General features: G+C 70.3%; 9 protein-coding genes and 3 rRNA genes. 4 read left to right on the top strand and 8 right to left on the bottom strand.

The window, feature by feature from the left end:
- The first annotated feature begins 196 nt into the window (after positions 1 to 196).
- Positions 197 to 2,908, top strand: coding sequence for a pyruvate, phosphate dikinase (gene ppdK / locus GC089_RS06950; protein WP_155377005.1), 2,712 nt, complete (start codon positions 197 to 199; stop codon positions 2,906 to 2,908).
- Positions 2,909 to 2,986: 78 nt separating this feature from the next.
- On the opposite strand, the gene GC089_RS06945 is transcribed toward ppdK, so the two are convergent.
- The 3 genes from GC089_RS06945 to hrcA are packed head-to-tail and all read right to left on the bottom strand — an operon-like array spanning position 2,987 to position 5,938.
- Positions 2,987 to 3,745, bottom strand: a complete 759-nt coding sequence (locus GC089_RS06945) for a 16S rRNA (uracil(1498)-N(3))-methyltransferase (protein ID WP_155377004.1) — start codon at positions 3,743 to 3,745, stop codon at positions 2,987 to 2,989.
- Entirely contained in the window at positions 3,742 to 4,869 is a 1,128-nt protein-coding gene (gene dnaJ, locus GC089_RS06940) for a molecular chaperone DnaJ (RefSeq protein WP_155377003.1), read from the bottom strand. The genes GC089_RS06945 and dnaJ overlap by 4 nt, the downstream gene beginning before the upstream one ends.
- A gap of 49 nt (positions 4,870 to 4,918) precedes the next feature.
- Positions 4,919 to 5,938, bottom strand: a complete 1,020-nt coding sequence (gene hrcA / locus GC089_RS06935) for a heat-inducible transcriptional repressor HrcA (protein ID WP_155377002.1) — start codon at positions 5,936 to 5,938, stop codon at positions 4,919 to 4,921.
- Positions 5,939 to 6,211: 273 nt separating this feature from the next.
- Between hrcA and GC089_RS06930 the strand changes: the two genes are divergently transcribed.
- Entirely contained in the window at positions 6,212 to 7,069 is an 858-nt protein-coding gene (locus tag GC089_RS06930) for a DUF3097 domain-containing protein (protein ID WP_155377001.1), read from the top strand.
- Between the two features lie 58 nt (positions 7,070 to 7,127).
- Here GC089_RS06930 and GC089_RS06925 read toward each other — a convergent pair whose 3' ends face one another.
- Entirely contained in the window at positions 7,128 to 7,805 is a 678-nt protein-coding gene (locus GC089_RS06925; RefSeq protein WP_155377000.1) for a hypothetical protein, read from the bottom strand.
- 596 nt (positions 7,806 to 8,401) lie between these two features.
- On the opposite strand from GC089_RS06925, the gene GC089_RS06920 reads away from it, so the two are divergent.
- Together GC089_RS06920 and GC089_RS06915 are read left to right on the top strand one after the other, a co-directional pair.
- Positions 8,402 to 8,779, top strand: a complete 378-nt coding sequence (locus GC089_RS06920) for a DUF4870 domain-containing protein (protein ID WP_155376999.1) — start codon at positions 8,402 to 8,404, stop codon at positions 8,777 to 8,779.
- Positions 8,776 to 9,147 carry a DUF4870 domain-containing protein gene (locus GC089_RS06915; RefSeq protein WP_155376998.1) on the top strand — a complete coding sequence of 124 codons (372 nt, stop codon included), beginning with the start codon at positions 8,776 to 8,778 and terminating at the stop codon, positions 9,145 to 9,147. The genes GC089_RS06920 and GC089_RS06915 overlap by 4 nt, the downstream gene beginning before the upstream one ends.
- Positions 9,148 to 9,560: 413 nt before the next feature.
- Here the strand turns inward: GC089_RS06915 and rrf are convergent.
- From rrf to hemW, 4 genes are all read right to left on the bottom strand, one after another.
- A 5S ribosomal RNA gene (gene rrf, locus GC089_RS06910) occupies positions 9,561 to 9,677 on the bottom strand.
- An 81-nt stretch (positions 9,678 to 9,758) separates the two neighbouring features.
- Positions 9,759 to 12,866 (bottom strand): 23S ribosomal RNA (locus tag GC089_RS06905).
- Between the two features lie 498 nt (positions 12,867 to 13,364).
- Positions 13,365 to 14,887, bottom strand: a 16S ribosomal RNA gene (locus tag GC089_RS06900).
- Together the 16S, 23S and 5S rRNA genes form the textbook arrangement of a ribosomal RNA operon.
- Before the next feature lie 836 nt (positions 14,888 to 15,723).
- Complete coding sequence (gene hemW, locus GC089_RS06895) at positions 15,724 to 16,962, bottom strand: radical SAM family heme chaperone HemW (RefSeq protein ID WP_155376997.1); 1,239 nt, start codon at positions 16,960 to 16,962, stop codon at positions 15,724 to 15,726.
- Between the last annotated feature and the right edge of the window lie 5 nt (positions 16,963 to 16,967).

Below are 16,967 nucleotides of genomic sequence, written 5' to 3'. Positions count from 1 at the left end.
TCGCCCCCGTCGGGGGTCCGGCCGGCCGCGCGGCTGCTCCGTGGGCCTGCCCCCATCCTACCGAGGCCCCGGCGCGCACCACCGGCCGGGAGGGGCAGCCGGGGCCCCTCCCGCTGCCGGGCAGGACGGGACAGACTGGGACGGACCCGCCGGGTCTCCCGCGTCCCGGCGCCGGCGAGCGAGCGGAGGAGGGGCCGTGGCGCGCTACGTGCAGGACTTCACCGAGGGTGACCGGGACCAGAAGGACCTGCTCGGCGGCAAGGGGGCGAACCTCGCCGAGATGACACGGCTCGGTCTGCCCGTCCCGCCGGGCTTCACGATCACGACGGAGGCGTGCCGGGCGTACATGCGCACGGGCCGCGTGCCGCCCGAGCTGCGCGTCGAGGTCACGATGGCCGTGCGGCGGCTCGAGGACGCGCTCGGCCGACGCCTGGGCGACTTCCACGACCCGCTGCTCGTCTCCGTCCGCTCGGGCGCGAAGTTCTCGATGCCCGGGATGATGGAGACCGTCCTCAACGTCGGCCTCAACGACGCGTCCGTGCAGGGGCTGGCGGAGCTGTCCGGCGACGAGCGCTTCGCGTGGGACTCCTACCGCCGGCTCGTGCAGATGTTCGGCCGCACCGTGCTCGGGCTCGACGGCGCGCTGTTCTCGGACGCGCTGGAGAAGGCGACGGCGTCGCGCGGGGTCACGAGCGAGGTCGACCTGACCGCCGACGACCTGCGCGCCCTCGTCGACACCTACAAGCGGATCGTCCGCGAGCACGCCGGCCGGGAGTTCCCGCAGCACCCGCGCGAGCAGCTCGACATGGCGATCGTCGCGGTGCTCGGCTCGTGGGGCACCGAGCGGGCCCGGCTGTACCGGCGCCGCGAGCGCATCCCCGACGACCTCGGCACGGCCGTCAACGTCGTCACGATGGTCTTCGGCAACCTCGGGCCGACGTCCGGCACCGGCGTGGCCTTCACGCGCGACCCCGCGACGGGACGCGCGGGCGACTACGGCGACTACCTCGTCAACGCCCAGGGCGAGGACGTCGTCGCGGGCATCCGGAACACGCTCGGCCTCGCGGACCTCGAGCGCGTCGACCCGGCCGCGCACGCCGAGCTGCGCCAGGTCATGCGCCGCCTGGAGACGCACTACCGCGACCTGTGCGACATCGAGTTCACCATCGAGCGCGGCAAGCTCTGGATGCTGCAGACGCGCGTCGGCAAGCGCACCGCGCCGGCGGCGTTCCGCATCGCCTGCCAGCTCGTCGACGAGCACCTCATCACCATGGACGAGGCCCTCGCACGCGTCAGCGGCGACCAGCTGGCGCGGCTCGTGTTCCCGCGGTTCGCCGACGACGGCGGCGGGCGGGACCTGCTCGTGCGCGGCATGCCGGCGTCCCCGGGGGCGGTGGTCGGCCAGGTCGTGCTCGACGCCGCGACGGCGCAGGAGCGGGCCGCGCGCGGCGAGGACGTCGTGCTGGTGCGGCGCGAGACGAGCCCCGACGACCTCGGCGGCATGATCGCGGCGGTGGGCGTGCTGACGGCCCGCGGCGGGAAGACGTCCCACGCCGCCGTCGTCGCCCGCGGCATGGGGCGCACGTGCGTCGTCGGTGCGGAGGGCCTCGCGATCGACCTGCGCGCCCGCACCGTGTCCGCCGGCGGGCGCACGCTGCGCGAGGGTGAGGTGGTCGCGGTCGACGGGAACACCGGCGAGGTCTGGCTCGGTCCGGTGCCCGTCGTCCCGTCCCCCGTCACCACGTACCTCGAGGAGGGGCTCGACGCCGCGCTGGCGGGCGCCGACGACGACGAGTCGCGCGAGCTGGTCACTGCCGTCGACCGCATCCTCACCCACGCGGACGAGGTGCGGCGCCTGCGCGTCCACGCGAACGCGGACACCGCCGCGGACGCCGCGCACGCCCGTCGGCTCGGCGCGCAGGGCGTCGGCCTGTGCCGCACCGAGCACATGTTCCTCGGCGAGCGGCGCGTGCTCGTCGAGCGCGTCGTGCTGGCGACCGACGACGACGAGCGGCAAGCCGCCCTCGACGCGCTGCTGCCCCTGCAGCGCGAGGACCTCACCGCACTGCTGGAGGCGACCGACGGGCAGCCCACGACCATCCGGCTCATCGACCCGCCGCTGCACGAGTTCCTGCCCGACCTGACGGCGCTCGCGGTGCGGGTCGCGGTGGCGCGCGAGCGGGGCGAGGTCGACGAGCACGACGTGCGCCTGCTCGCCGCGGTGGAGCGCATGCACGAGGCCAACCCGATGCTCGGCCTGCGCGGGGTGCGCCTGGGGCTCGTCGTGCCCGGGCTGTTCGACCTGCAGGTGCGGGCCGTCGGCGAGGCCGTCGCTGCCCGCCGCGCGGCGGGCGGGGACCCGCACGCCGAGGTGATGGTCCCCCTGGTCGGGTCCGTCCAGGAGCTGCACCTCGTGCGCGAGCGGGCCCGTGCCGTCCTCGCGGAGGTCGGTGCCGCGCACGGCACGGCCCTCGACCTGCCGATCGGCTGCATGATCGAGCTGCCGCGCGCCGCGCTCACGGCGGACCGCATCGCGGAGGAGGCGCAGTTCTTCTCGTTCGGCACCAACGACCTCACGCAGACCACGTGGGGCTTCAGCCGCGACGACGTCGAGGGCGCGTTCTTCCCCCAGTACGCCGCGAACGGCGTCCTCGGCGTGTCGCCGTTCGAGACGATCGACGAGCGCGGTGTGGGCCGGCTCGTGCGGATCGCCGTCGAGGAGGGACGTGCCGCGCGTCCCGACCTGGTCCTGGGGGTGTGCGGGGAGCACGGGGGCGACCCGGAGTCGATCCACTTCTTCCACGACGTGGGGCTGGACTACGTGTCGTGCTCGCCGTTCCGCGTGCCGGTGGCCCGGCTGGAGGCCGGACGGGCCGCGGTCGCGCACGGAGGCGACGACGCCCGCTGAGCGGCGGCGCGCCAGCCGGTCGTCACCGGCCGCTGTCACCGGCCGACTGGCGGCGCACGGCGCGCCACGGGCCCGACGTCAGGACCAGCGGCCCAGACGCTGGGCGAGCAGGGCCAGCGCGACCGGCCCGGCGGTCGACGTGCGCAGCACGTGCGGACCGAGCCGGGCCGTCGTCGCGCCAGCCGCGACCAGCCCGTCGAGCTCCCGCTCGCCGATGCCGCCCTCGGGCCCGACGACGACGAGCACGTCGCCCGTCGCGGGCAGCGGGACGTCGGCGAGCGGCGTCGTCGCCTCCTCGTGCAGCACGAGCGTCGCGCCGCCGGCCGCGCCGGTGGACGCCACGAGCGCCCGCAGCCCCGCCCCGTCGACGGCCTGCGCGACCTCCGGCGCACGCGCCCGGCGCGACTGCTTGGTCGCCGCACGCACCGTGCCGACCCAGCGGGCCCGGCTCTTGGCCGCCCGGTCGCCGCGCCAGACGACGATCGAGCGCTCGGCCTGCCACGGCACGACCGCGTCCGCCCCGACCTCGGTGGCCGCCTCGATCGCCATCTCGTCGCGGTCGCCCTTGGCGAGCGCCTGCACCAGCACGAGCCGCGGTGACGGCTCCGGCTCGACCCGGACGTCCTCGACCGCCAGGTGCACGCCCTCGGGGCCGACCGCCGCGACGGTCCCGACCAGGCGCACGCCCGCACCGTCGACGACGTCGACCCGCTCCCCGGGCCCGCGCCGCTGCACGACGCCGGCGTGCCGCCCCTCGGACCCGTCCAGCAGGTACGTGTCCCCCGCCGCGACGTGCGCGAGCGCGCCCGGCTCGACGAGGAAGACCGGGGCGCTCACCGGCCGGCGAGCTTGTCGCGCAGCTTCGCGAACACCCCCGGGTTCGCGGCCGACAGCCGCGCCTCGGGACGCTCCTCCCCGCGCAGGTTCGCCAGCCGGCGCAGCAGGTCGGCCTGCTCGTCGTCCAGCGCGGTCGGCACCTGGACGTCCACGTGCACGTGCAGGTCGCCGCGGCCGCCGACGTGCAGGTGCCCGACGCCGAGCCCCTTGAGGGTCACGACCTGGCCCGGCTGGGTGCCCGGCCGCAGGTCGACCTCGTGCGGCCCGTCGAGGGTCTCCATGGTGAGGACCGTGCCGAGCGCGGCCGCCGTCATCGGCACCTGGAGCGTCGCGTGCAGGTCGTCGCCCTTGCGCACGAACGTGTCGTGCCGCCGCTCGCGGATCTCGAGGTACACGTCGCCGGCGGGACCGCCCGCGGGACCGACCTCGCCCTGGCCCGTGAGCTTGATGCGCGTCCCGGTGTCGACGCCCGCCGGGATGTCGACCGACAGCGTCCGCCGCGAGCGCACCCGCCCCTCGCCGGCGCACTCGGTGCAGGGCTCGGGGATGACCGTGCCGAACCCGTGGCACGCGGCGCACGGCTGGGTCGTCATGACCTGCCCGAGGAAGGAGCGGGCGACGCGCTGCACCGAGCCGCGGCCGCCGCAGACCTCGCAGGTGCGCGGGGAGGTGCCGGGGCGGCAGCACGTGCCGCCGCAGGTGGGGCACAGCACCGCGGTGTCCACCTGGACCTCGCGGTGCGCGCCGAACGTCGTCTCGGCGAGGTCGACGTCGAGGCGCACGAGGGCGTCCTGCCCGCGGCGCGCACGCGGCATGGGCCCGCGCGGCGCCCCGGCGCCGGCGGCCGCGCCGAAGAACGTCTCGAAGATGTCCTGGAAGCCGAAGCCGCCGCCCATGCCGCCGCCGGGCGAGGCCGGGTCGGCACCCATGTCGTAGGCACGGCGCTTGTCGGGGTTGCCGAGCACGTCGTACGCGCGCGAGACGTCCTTGAACCGCTCCTCGGCCGCAGGGTCGGAGCCCGCGACGTCGGGGTGCAGCTCGCGGGCGAGCTTGCGGTACGCCTTCTTGATCTGCTCGGGGCTGGCGTCGCGGGCGACGCCGAGGATCTCGTAGTAGTCCGTCACGAGGGGTGCTGCTCGCTTCCTGCTCGTCGCCGAGCCGTCGGGCTGCCGGTCAGCCGGCGAGGATGCGCGTGAGGTAGCGGGCCACGGCCCGCACCGCCGACATCGTCCCGGGGTAGTCCATCCGCAGCGGCCCGACCGACCCGAGCACGGCCACGCCGCCCTCCGCGCCGTAGCCGCTCGTCACGATGCTGGTCTCCGCGAGGCCCTCGTGCTGGGTCTCGCGGCCGATGCGCACGGCCACGCCGGCGCTGTCCTCCGCCATCTCGGACAGCAGGCGCAGGAGCACCACCTGCTCCTCGAGGGCCTCGAGGACCGGGCCGATGGTGTGCGGGAAGTCGGCCCCCGCGGTGCGCGCCAGGTGCGAGGCCCCGGCCACGACGACGCGCTCCTCCCGCTCCTGCGCGAGCGTCTCGGCGACCGCCGCGACGACGGCGCGGGCGAGGGTGGCACCGTCGGCCGCGAACTCGGTGGGGAGCGCCTCGAGCGCCTGGTCGAGCTCGGCGAGGCGCAGGCCCGCCGCGGCGACGTTGAGGCGGACGCGCAGGCGCGCCACTGTGACCTCGTCGAGGTCCTCCGGCAGCTCGAGCGTGCGCTGCTCGACGCGCCCGGTGGTCGTGATGATGACGACGAGCAGGTGCCGCGCGCCGACGGGCACGAGCTCGACGTGCCGCAGCGCGGAACGCCGCAGCGACGGGTACTGCACGACCGCGACCTGCTGGGTCAGCTGCGCGAGCAGCCGCACCGCGCGGTCGATGACGTCGTCGAGGTCGACGGCCTGCTCGAGCAGCGTGCCGATCGCGCGCTTCTCGGCGGCCGAGAGCGGCTTGACGCCCGACAACCGGTCCACGAACACCCGGTACCCGAGGTCGGTCGGCACGCGACCGGCCGACGTGTGCGGCTGCACGATGAGCCCGGCGTCCTCCAGCGCGGCCATGTCGTTGCGGATCGTCGCGGGCGAGACCCCGAGGGCGTGCCGCTCGGTGAGCGCGCGTGACCCGACGGGCTCGCGCGTGGCGACGTAGTCCTCGACGATCGCGCGGAGCACGTCCAGCCGGCGGTCCTCGCTCATGGTCCCTCCTCCCGTGCGTCTCGGGCGGCCCCGTGCCGGCGGCCGTCGCGGCGGCGACGGCTGCCCGCCGCGGGGAGCGGTGCCGCGCCCCGCGGTGCGGGCGCCGCGCCGGTAGCACTCCCCTGCCGCGAGTGCCAATTCTACGCCGAGCCACGGACAGGCGGCACGGCGCCACCGTGACGGCCGCGTCACGGTGGCACCCCGCCCGCGCGCTCCCCGCGACGCGCGGGTCCGCTGCGTGCCGGTCGAGGGACCGGCGGCTACCGTGCCGCCGTGAGCCACGACCGCTACGGCCCTGACGTCCTCTCCGCCGGTCCGACCCGCCACCACCGGCCCGCCCGCACCTCGCGCGAGCAGCCCGCCGAGAAGGGTCTCGTCGTCGAGGACGTCGAGACCGGCTGGGTGGGCGCGGTCGTCCGGGTCGAGAAGTCGGGCGGGCAGCACGTGGTCGTGCTCGAGGACCGCCGCGGCCGCACCCGCACCTTCACGCTCGGACCGGGGTTCTGGGTGGACGGCGAGCCGGTGGTGCTCGTGCCGCCCGTCGCGCGCTCCGCGCCGGCGCGGCCCGCGCGCACCGCGTCCGGCTCGGTGGCGGTCCCGGACGCCCCCGCGCGCGTCGCCCGCGGCAGCCGCATCTGGGTCGAGGGCAAGCACGACGCCGAGCTGGTCGAGAAGGTGTGGGGCGACGACCTGCGCGTCGAGGGCGTCGTCGTCGAGCTGCTCGACGGCATCGACCACCTGGCGGACGCGGTGCGCGACTTCCGCCCCACCGCCGACCGGCGGGTCGGGGTCCTCGTCGACCACCTGGTGCCCGGGTCCAAGGAGAGCCGCATCGCGGCCGACGTCGTGCGGGCCGCCCCCGCCGGCACCGTCCTGGTGCTGGGCCACCCCTACGTCGACGTCTGGCAGGCGGTACGTCCCGAGCGCCTCGGGCTGACCGCGTGGCCGACGATCGAGCGCGGGACGGAGTGGAAGCGCGGGATCCTGCGCGAGCTGGGCTGGCCGGCCGACGACCAGGCGGACGTCGCCCGCGCGTGGGTCCGCATCCTGCGCTCCGTCCGCAGCTACGCCGACCTCGAGCCGAGCCTCCTGGGCCGGGTCGAGGAGCTGATCGACTTCGTCACGGCATGACGCACGACGACGCCCCGCCGCCTCGCGCCGGCGGGGCGTCGTCGTGCCACGCCACGGGTCAGGACGCGACCGGTCCGCCCGTCAGGCGCCGGAAGGCGTACGTGGAGAGCAGGATCGCGACCGGCGTCCCGACGAGCGCGCCGACGCCGCACAGTGCGGCGCCGACAGCCGAGACGACCCACGCGAGCAGCACCACGAGCACCGTCGAGGCGATCTCGCGCGTCTGCAGCTGCACGCTCGAACGGATCGCCTCGATCGCCGACTGCCCCTTGTCGAGGACGAAGTGCACGGCGAAGTACACGAAGTACACGACCGCGAGCATCACCAGGGGCGCGAAGATCCACGTGAGGTTCGCGAGCAGGTACGCGACCGTGACGAGCAGCCCCACGACGAAGACCGGAACGGCCTGCGACAGGTCGAACATGTCCCCGATCGTCAGCGTCCGGCCGTCCGCGATGCGCAGCGCGGCCCGCACGTACGACGCGACCCACAGGGCGCCGAGGAGCACCGACACGGCGCCCACCACGATGCTGCCGACGCCGAACCCGATCGCGAGGCCGGGCCCCGGCTCACGACCCGTCCCCTGCAGGACCGCCCCCACGCCCCCGAACGCGACGGTGGCGAGCAGCGAGACGACGACGATGCCGACCGCCCACGCCAGCCCGCCGACGACGAGTGCCACCCAGTTCTGCCCGAACTTGCTGAAGGCCCACGAGAAGGCCGCGCCGACGTCCATCCCGGTGCCCCGAGGTGCACCGGCGCCGTAGGGCTGCCCGTACGGCGTCTGCCCGTACGGCGTCTGCCCGTACCCCCGGCGGGCTGGCCGTACGCCTGCCCGGGAGGCGGGTAGCCACCCGCGGGCGGACCGTACGGGGACTGCCCCGGCGGCGGGTAGGCACCGGCAGCACCGGGCGCAGGCGGCGGGTAGCCGCCCGCGGGCGGGTAGCCACCGGACGGCGGCGAGTACGCACCGGGGGCCGGCGACGGGTACCCCGCTGCCCCCGGCGCGCCCGCGGCGTCGGGCTGCTGCGGGGGCGGGTAGGCGCCCGGCTCACCGGGCCCGGGTGCCGGTCGGCCCGCGTCGTCGTCGCGGGGCGACGGCCCGCCGGGGTTCTCACTCATGGGGGTCCTCCTGGTCCACGGACGCGAGCGCGCCCTCGCAGGTCAGCGAACCGACACGCCGAAAGCCGTGTCAAGCCCGGCCGGCGCCCCGGGCACCCGTGCGCCGCCGCGACGCTACCCTACGAGCCGGACATAACGCCCGCGGGCGTCCCGCAGCCGGCGCAGCCCTCGTGCGCGCCGCGGGCGCCCGCCAGCCCGAGGGAGACCGCCGTGCACGACGACCACCCGCACGCGACACCGGCCCGAGCGACGTCGCCCGCGACATGGGCGGTGCTCGCGCACCTCGGTGGGATCGTCGCCTACTTCTTCCTCGGCTGGGTCGCGCCGCTCGTCGTGTGGCTGCTGCACCGCCGCACCGACCACGTGGTGGCTCAGGAGGCGCGCTCGGCGCTGAACTTCCAGCTCACGGTCCTCGTGGCGCTCGTCGCCGCTCGCATCGTGGAGGAGTTCCCCTTCGTCGGCGTGGTCGGAGCCATCGCGCGCGTGGGCCTCGGCATCACGGCTCTCGTCCTCGCGGTCCTCGCCGCCGTGGCCGCCAGCACGGGGGCACGGCACCGCTACCCCTTCGCGCTCGAGCTCGTCCGGTGACCTCGGACGGCGGGGCGCCCGGCGCCGGCCACGAGGCGCCGTCGGCGAGGACCTGGGCGGTCCTCGCGCACCTGCTGCCCCTCCTGCTCCTGTTCGTGGGACCGCTCCTCGTCTGGCTGGCGTGGCGGCGGCGGGACGAGTTCGTCGCGCACCACGCCCGGGAGTCGCTCAACTTCCAGATCACCGCGCTGGGCCTGCTGCTCGTGACGGCGCTGCTCGCGGTCGCCGGACCGGCGGCGCTCGACGCGGTCCCGTACGTGGTGGCCGTCGCCGCGGTCGTCGTGCAGGTCGTCGCGGCGGTCGCCGCCGCGCGTGGGGCATGGTTCCGCTACCCGGTGTCGGTGCGCTTCGTGGGCGCCGCAGCCTGAGGCGCGGAGCGACGCCGTCACGACGCCGGCGGCGAGTACGTCGAGCTGAGGGTCTGCGTGGCCTACGTCGATGGCGGCCCGGCGCCCGCCTCACGCCGCCCGCTCATGCGCGTGCACTCGCACGCGCATCGGCCGCGACGCGCCGACTGTTCGCACGTGCCGGTGGCGGCACGGGTTCGGCTTGCGGGACGCGCGTTCACGGCGCGTGCAGGCGGCCCGTGACGGCGGGGACCGTGCCGGGCGAGCGAGCACACGATGCCGAGCTCGGTGAGCCTCCGAAGCCGTGCCGGAGCGGACCAGCGGGGTGGAAGAACCGGTAAGGGTGCGGACGGTCTCGGAGAAGCTATGACGCGAAAGGTGCCGGGAATGCACGAAGGCCCACCCGGTGTCGGGTGGGCCTTCGTGGAATGGTTGTCCGGCGGCGTCCTACTCTCCCACACCCTGGCGAGTGCAGTACCATCGGCGCTGAAGGGCTTAGCTTCCGGGTTCGGAATGGGACCGGGCGTTTCCCCTTCGCTATGACCGCCGTAACACGGTCGAGATTGTCAAGCAGGTCGTGGACCCGTTGATTTCTCGGGAACCGCACAGTGGACGCGTAGCAAAGAATGAAGTGTGTCAAGTTGTCGGCTTATTAGTACCGGTCAGCTGCGGCAGTCGTTGGTCCTGCCTTCCACATCCGGCCTATCTACCCAGTGGTCTATCTGGGAGCCTCTCACCCCGAAGGGCGTGGAAACCTCATCTTGAAGCAGGCTTCCCGCTTAGATGCTTTCAGCGGTTATCCCTTCCGAACGTAGCCAACCAGCCGTGCTCCTGGCGGAACAACTGGCACACCAGAGGTTCGTCCGTCCCGGTCCTCTCGTACTAGGGACAGCCCTTCTCAAGTTTCCTGCGCGCGCAGCGGATAGGGACCGAACTGTCTCACGACGTTCTAAACCCAGCTCGCGTACCGCTTTAATGGGCGAACAGCCCAACCCTTGGGACCTACTCCAGCCCCAGGATGCGACGAGCCGACATCGAGGTGCCAAACCATGCCGTCGATATGGACTCTTGGGCAAGATCAGCCTGTTATCCCCGGGGTACCTTTTATCCGTTGAGCGACGGCGCTTCCACAAGCCACCGCCGGATCACTAGTTCCGACTTTCGTCCCTGCTCGACCTGTCAGTCTCACAGTCAAGCTCCCTTGTGCACTTGCACTCGCCACCTGATTGCCAACCAGGCTGAGGGAACCTTTGAGCGCCTCCGTTACATTTTAGGAGGCAACCGCCCCAGTTAAACTACCCACCAGGCACTGTCCCTGATCCGGATCACGGACCGAGGTTAGATGTCCAGAGCGACCAGAGTGGTATTTCAACGATGACTCCACCGACACTGGCGTGCCGGCTTCACAGTCTCCCACCTATCCTACACAAGCCGCACCGAACACCAATACCAAGCTATAGTAAAGGTCCCGGGGTCTTTCCGTCCTGCTGCGCGTAACGAGCATCTTTACTCGTAGTGCAATTTCGCCGAGTTCGCGGTTGAGACAGCGGAGAAGTCGTTACGCCATTCGTGCAGGTCGGAACTTACCCGACAAGGAATTTCGCTACCTTAGGATGGTTATAGTTACCACCGCCGTTTACTGGGGCTTAAATTCTGAGCTTCGCACTTGCGTGCTGACCCGTCCTCTTAACCTTCCAGCACCGGGCAGGCGTCAGTCCGTATACATCGTCTTGCGACTTCGCACGGACCTGTGTTTTTAGTAAACAGTCGCTTCTCCCTGGTCTCTGCGGCCCTCCACGCTTCCCGGGCGAACCGGTACACGCTTGAGGCCCCCTTCTCCCGAAGTTACGGGGGCATTTTGCCGAGTTCCTTAACCACGATTCTCTCGATCGCCTTGGTATTCTCTACCTGACCACCTGAGTCGGTTTGGGGTACGGGCGGCTAGAACCTCGCGTCGAGGCTTTTCTTGGCAGCATAGGATCACCCATTTCCCGCATACGCGGTACCCGTCGGTTCTCAGGCTACGTGAGGTGCGGATTTGCCTGCACCTCGCCCTACGGCCTTGGACGTGGACTACCATCGCCACGCTGGGCTACCTTCCTGCGTCACCCCTGTTAACACGCTTACCTACTACCGGTTCGGGTCCCGTGCTCCCCGGTGCGGTGTCCCCGAAGGGACGGTGCACCGGCTCGGACGGTCAGCATCACCGGGCTCGGTATGGGCGGTTCTTCGCCGGTACGGGAATATCAACCCGTTGTCCATCGACTACGCCTGTCGGCCTCGCCTTAGGTCCCGACTTACCCAGGGCGGATTAGCCTGGCCCTGGAACCCTTGGTCATTCGGCGGACGGGTTTCTCACCCGTCTTTCGCTACTCATGCCTGCATTCTCACTCGTGTGGGCTCCACCACTGGGTTCCCCCGCGGCTTCACCGCCCACACGACGCTCCCCTACCCATCCACACGACTGAACCACGAAGGCTTGTCACGATGTGTGAATGCCACAGCTTCGGCGGTGTGCTTGAGCCCCGCTACATTGTCGGCGCGGAATCACTTGACCAGTGAGCTATTACGCACTCTTTCAAGGGTGGCTGCTTCTAAGCCAACCTCCTGGTTGTCTGTGCAACTCCACATCCTTTCCCACTTAGCACACGCTTAGGGGCCTTAGCTGGTGGTCTGGGCTGTTTCCCTCTCGACTACGGAGCTTATCCCCCGCAGTCTCACTGCCACGCTCTGGCTTACCGGCATTCGGAGTTTGGCTAACGTCAGTAACCTGGTGGGGCCCATCGGCTATCCAGTAGCTCTACCTCCGGCAAGAAACACGTGACGCTGCACCTAAATGCATTTCGGGGAGAACCAGCTATCACGAAGTTTGATTGGCCTTTCACCCCTAACCACAGGTCATCCCCCAGGTTTTCAACCCTGGTGGGTTCGGGCCTCCACGCGGTCTTACCCGCGCTTCACCCTGCCCATGGCTAGATCACTTCGCTTCGGGTCTAGAGCACGCGACTGACACGCCCTGTTCGGACTCGCTTTCGCTACGGCTTCCCCACACGGGTTAACCTCGCCACGTACCACTAACTCGCAGGCTCATTCTTCAAAAGGCACGCCGTCACCCCTGCTAAGGAGGCTCCGACGGATTGTAGGCACACGGTTTCAGGTACTATTTCACTCCCCTCCCGGGGTACTTTTCACCTTTCCCTCACGGTACTTGTCCGCTATCGGTCACCAGGTAGTATTTAGGCTTACACAGTGGTCTGTGCAGATTCACTCCGGGTTTCTCGGGCCCGGAGCTACTTGGGATCCCCATCGGGAGGCCACGCCATTTCGTCTACGGGGGTACCACCCTCTGTGCCGGGCCTTTCAATGCCCTTCGACTATGACGCGACTTTCTGACTCCCTGCTGACACGGCAGTATCAGCTGACGGGTCCCACAACCCCGCACGTGCAACGCCTGCCGGCTTGAACACACGCACGGTTTGGCCTGATCCGCTTTCGCTCGCCACTACTCACGGAATATCTCTTCCTGCCGGTACTGAGATGTTTCACTTCCCGGCGTTCCCTCCACGCACCCTATATATTCAGGTGCGGGTCACCACACATGACTGTGGCGGGGTTTCCCCATTCGGACATCCTCGGATCACGGTTCGTTTGCCAACTCCCCGAGGCTTATCGCAGGCTACTACGTCCTTCTTCGGCTCCTGGTGCCAAGGCATCCACCCTGTGCCCTTATAAACTTGACCACAAAGATCATTCAAAGATGCTCGCGTCCACTGTGCAGTTCTCAAGCAACCACCGGACCCCGCCGGCACCAGGCACGCCTACCCCCACACACCACTGGCGTGCACAGGCGGTTCGACACCCACCGACAGACCCGAAGGCCCACCCAGCCCACCACCCGACCCCCACCCCGGCACAACACCAGGACCAGGACCCGCAGCAGCAGACCTTCGCGACCCCGAAGCAACACCCCGACAAGCGGGCTGTTCCCTCAGGACCCAACAGCGTGCCAGGCCGACCCCACCACCAGCAGACCAACCGTTCCCTCCCCCACCACACCCCCAGGAAGACAAGCTCCCCAGCAGCACGACGAGGCGTACTAGGCCATCTGCCAGCGCGAAGCCGGCCGTAGTCGACGTTCCACCCTCGAGCACCACCCCCACACACTGGCGGTGGAGGCATGGGCCTGGACACCCACCCACACCCATGACAGGCGCAGGCACGTGCCAGATGCTCCTTAGAAAGGAGGTGATCCAGCCGCACCTTCCGGTACGGCTACCTTGTTACGACTTAGTCCTAATCGCCAGTCCCACCTTCGACGGCTCCCCCCTCAAAGAGGTTGGGCCACCGGCTTCGGGTGTTACCGACTTTCATGACTTGACGGGCGGTGTGTACAAGGCCCGGGAACGTATTCACCGCAGCGTTGCTGATCTGCGATTACTAGCGACTCCGACTTCATGGGGTCGAGTTGCAGACCCCAATCCGAACTGAGACCGGCTTTTTGGGATTCGCTCCACCTCGCGGTATCGCAGCCCTTTGTACCGGCCATTGTAGCATGCGTGAAGCCCAAGACATAAGGGGCATGATGATTTGACGTCATCCCCACCTTCCTCCGAGTTGACCCCGGCAGTCTCCCATGAGTCCCCGGCATAACCCGCTGGCAACATGGGACGAGGGTTGCGCTCGTTGCGGGACTTAACCCAACATCTCACGACACGAGCTGACGACAACCATGCACCACCTGTGCACCGACCTTGCGGGGCACCCATCTCTGAGTGTTACCGGTGCATGTCAAGCCTTGGTAAGGTTCTTCGCGTTGCATCGAATTAATCCGCATGCTCCGCCGCTTGTGCGGGCCCCCGTCAATTTCTTTGAGTTTTAGCCTTGCGGCCGTACTCCCCAGGCGGGGCACTTAATGCGTTTGCTGCGGCACGGAATCCGTGGAATGGACCCCACACCTAGTGCCCAACGTTTACGGCATGGACTACCAGGGTATCTAATCCTGTTCGCTCCCCATGCTTTCGCTCCTCAGCGTCAGTTGCGGCCCAGTGACCTGCCTTCGCCATCGGTGTTCCTCCTGATATCTGCGCATTCCACCGCTACACCAGGAATTCCAGTCACCCCTACCGCACTCTAGTCTGCCCGTACCCACTGCAAGCCCCAGGTTGAGCCTGAGGTTTTCACAGCAGACGCGACAAACCGCCTACGAGCTCTTTACGCCCAATAATTCCGGACAACGCTTGCGCCCTACGTATTACCGCGGCTGCTGGCACGTAGTTAGCCGGCGCTTCTTCTGCAGGTACCGTCACTTGCGCTTCTTCCCTGCTGAAAGAGGTTTACAACCCGAAGGCCGTCATCCCTCACGCGGCGTCGCTGCATCAGGCTTGCGCCCATTGTGCAATATTCCCCACTGCTGCCTCCCGTAGGAGTCTGGGCCGTGTCTCAGTCCCAGTGTGGCCGGTCGCCCTCTCAGGCCGGCTACCCGTCGTCGCCTTGGTAGGCCATCACCCCACCAACAAGCTGATAGGCCGCGAGCCCATCCCCCACCGATAAATCTTTCCAGACGCTCCAGATGCCCGGGCGCCTCGTATCCAGTATTAGACCTCGTTTCCAAGGCTTATCCCAGAGTGGAGGGCAGGTTGCTCACGTGTTACTCACCCGTTCGCCACTGATCCGGTCAGCAAGCTGACCTTCACCGTTCGACTTGCATGTGTTAAGCACGCCGCCAGCGTTCGTCCTGAGCCAGAATCAAACTCTCCGTAAATGTCACACGCCACCCACCAGGCGAACCCGGCAGGCAACAGACACACAAAGAAACCCCACACGAAGCAGGGCCGAAACTGGTCTCTACCCCAGACCATCACCACGGGGACGCGGATCACGATCTGGGCTCGACACCAAACAAATGGCATCGACTACTTGGCACACTGTTGAGTTCTCAAGGAACAGACGCTCATCCTCGATCCACCCTCTCGGGCTTCCCGCAGGAGGCTCATCCACCCTAGCAGACCCTTACGCTTTCCCCGACCACCGAGGTGACCGTTTCCAGCAGGACTGCCGTTGTGTTTCCACCGTACCAGAAGAATTCCTCGCCCCGACCGCCGTAACGGCCGACACAATTCCCTCTCCAGCAACGATTTCCACGCTACCAGGCCATTCCCCGCACCCCGACCGCCGAAACGACCAGCACACGCAAGAAACGACCCACCCGCACCTCACACCCCGACGCGCACAGCGCCTGGGTGATCCGAACCGGGGTTGTGCCCTGCTCCGCGGGACCGGCCACCATCACGGTGTCCGTGCCTCCCTGCCGGGCGGGCCTAGAGAACATTACGCGAACCCAGCCCCCCACGCAAACCCTGCCGCCGGTGACCACGGTCACGCGGTCCGCCCTGCTCGCGGAGGTGCTCGCCGGGGCCGTCGCGCTGCCCTCACGACTCTCAACCGGACCCAGCGCGGATCCATTCCCAGGCCCGGACGGTGATGGCTGTCACGCGGTCCCCGCGCCGGTTCTGCCCCTCGCCCCGAGCACGGCGACCTCGGCGCGTCCGCGCACCGCCCGGGCTGCGGCCCGGACGAGGTGCTCGCGCCGTGCCGCCGTCAGGCCGCGAGCGTGCGGACCACGGCGTCGGCGAGCAGCCGTCCGCGGCGGGTCAGGACGACGCGCCGCGTCCCGTCGATGCCCAGGGCCGCACGCGGGTCGACGAGGCCGTCGGCGACCAGACCCGCGACGGCGGCCCGTGCCGGCGGCGCGAGCTCGCCGATGGGCAGGCCCTCGGCGATGCGCACCCCGAGCATGACGTGCTCGAGCGCCGCCGTCCCCGCGTCGACGACCTCACGGCCGGCGGCGGGGCTGCGCCCGGACGCCAGGCGGTCCGCGTACGCGCGCGGGTGCTTGACGTTCCACCAGCGCACGCCGCCGACGTGGCTGTGCGCGCCCGGGCCCACGCCCCACCAGTCGTCGCCCCGCCAGTACCCGAGGTTGTGGGCCGAGGCGTCCGCGGGCGTGCGCGCCCAGTTGCTCACCTCGTACCAGCGCAGGCCGGCGGCCGTGAGCAGCTCGTCCGCGAGCTCGTACTTCGCCGCCTGGTCGTCCTCGTCGGGGAGGGTCAGCTCGCCCCGGCGGACCTGGACCGCCATGCGGGTGCCCGGCTCCACGACCAGCGCGTACGCGCTGACGTGGTCGACCCCGGTGGCGAGCGCGACCTCGAGGCTGCGGCGCCAGTCGTCCAGGGTCTCGCCCGGCGTCCCGTAGATCAGGTCGAGCGACACGCGCAGGCCCGCGTCCCTGGCCCAGCGCACCACGTCGGGGACGCGCCGCGGGTCGTGCGTGCGGTCGAGGGTCGCGAGGACGTGGGGCACCGCCGACTGCATGCCGAAGGACACCCGGGTGAACCCCGCCGCGGCGAGCCGGCGCAGGCCGTCGGGCGTCACCGAGTCCGGGTTCGCCTCCGTCGTCACCTCGGCTCCCGGTGCCAGGCCCCACGTCGCTCGCACGCCGTCGAGCATCCGCACGAGGTCGTCGACCGGCAGCAGCGTGGGCGTGCCCCCACCCACGAACACGGTCGACACCTGCCGGGCCGGGAGACCGGCCCCCCGCAGCACGCGGTCGGCGAGAGCGATCTCCTCGAGCGCCGTCGACGCGTAGGCGGCCAGGCTCGCGCCACCGCCGAGCTCCGTCGCCGTGTAGGTGTTGAAGTCGCAGTAGCCGCACCGCACGGCGCAGAACGGCACGTGCAGGTAGACGCCGAACGCGCGGCCCGCCGAGCGCGCCACGACCGACGCCGGCAGCGCACCGTCGGGCGGCGGGACGTCGCCCTCGGGCAGGGCCGGGCTCATGCCCG

Origin of the sequence: Cellulomonas sp. JZ18, from assembly GCF_009720485.1 — a bacterium.
Lineage (GTDB): Bacteria > Actinomycetota > Actinomycetes > Actinomycetales > Cellulomonadaceae > Cellulomonas.
The sequence above is the reverse complement of the archived record's forward strand: the minus strand, read 5'-3'. Positions and strand labels throughout refer to the sequence as shown.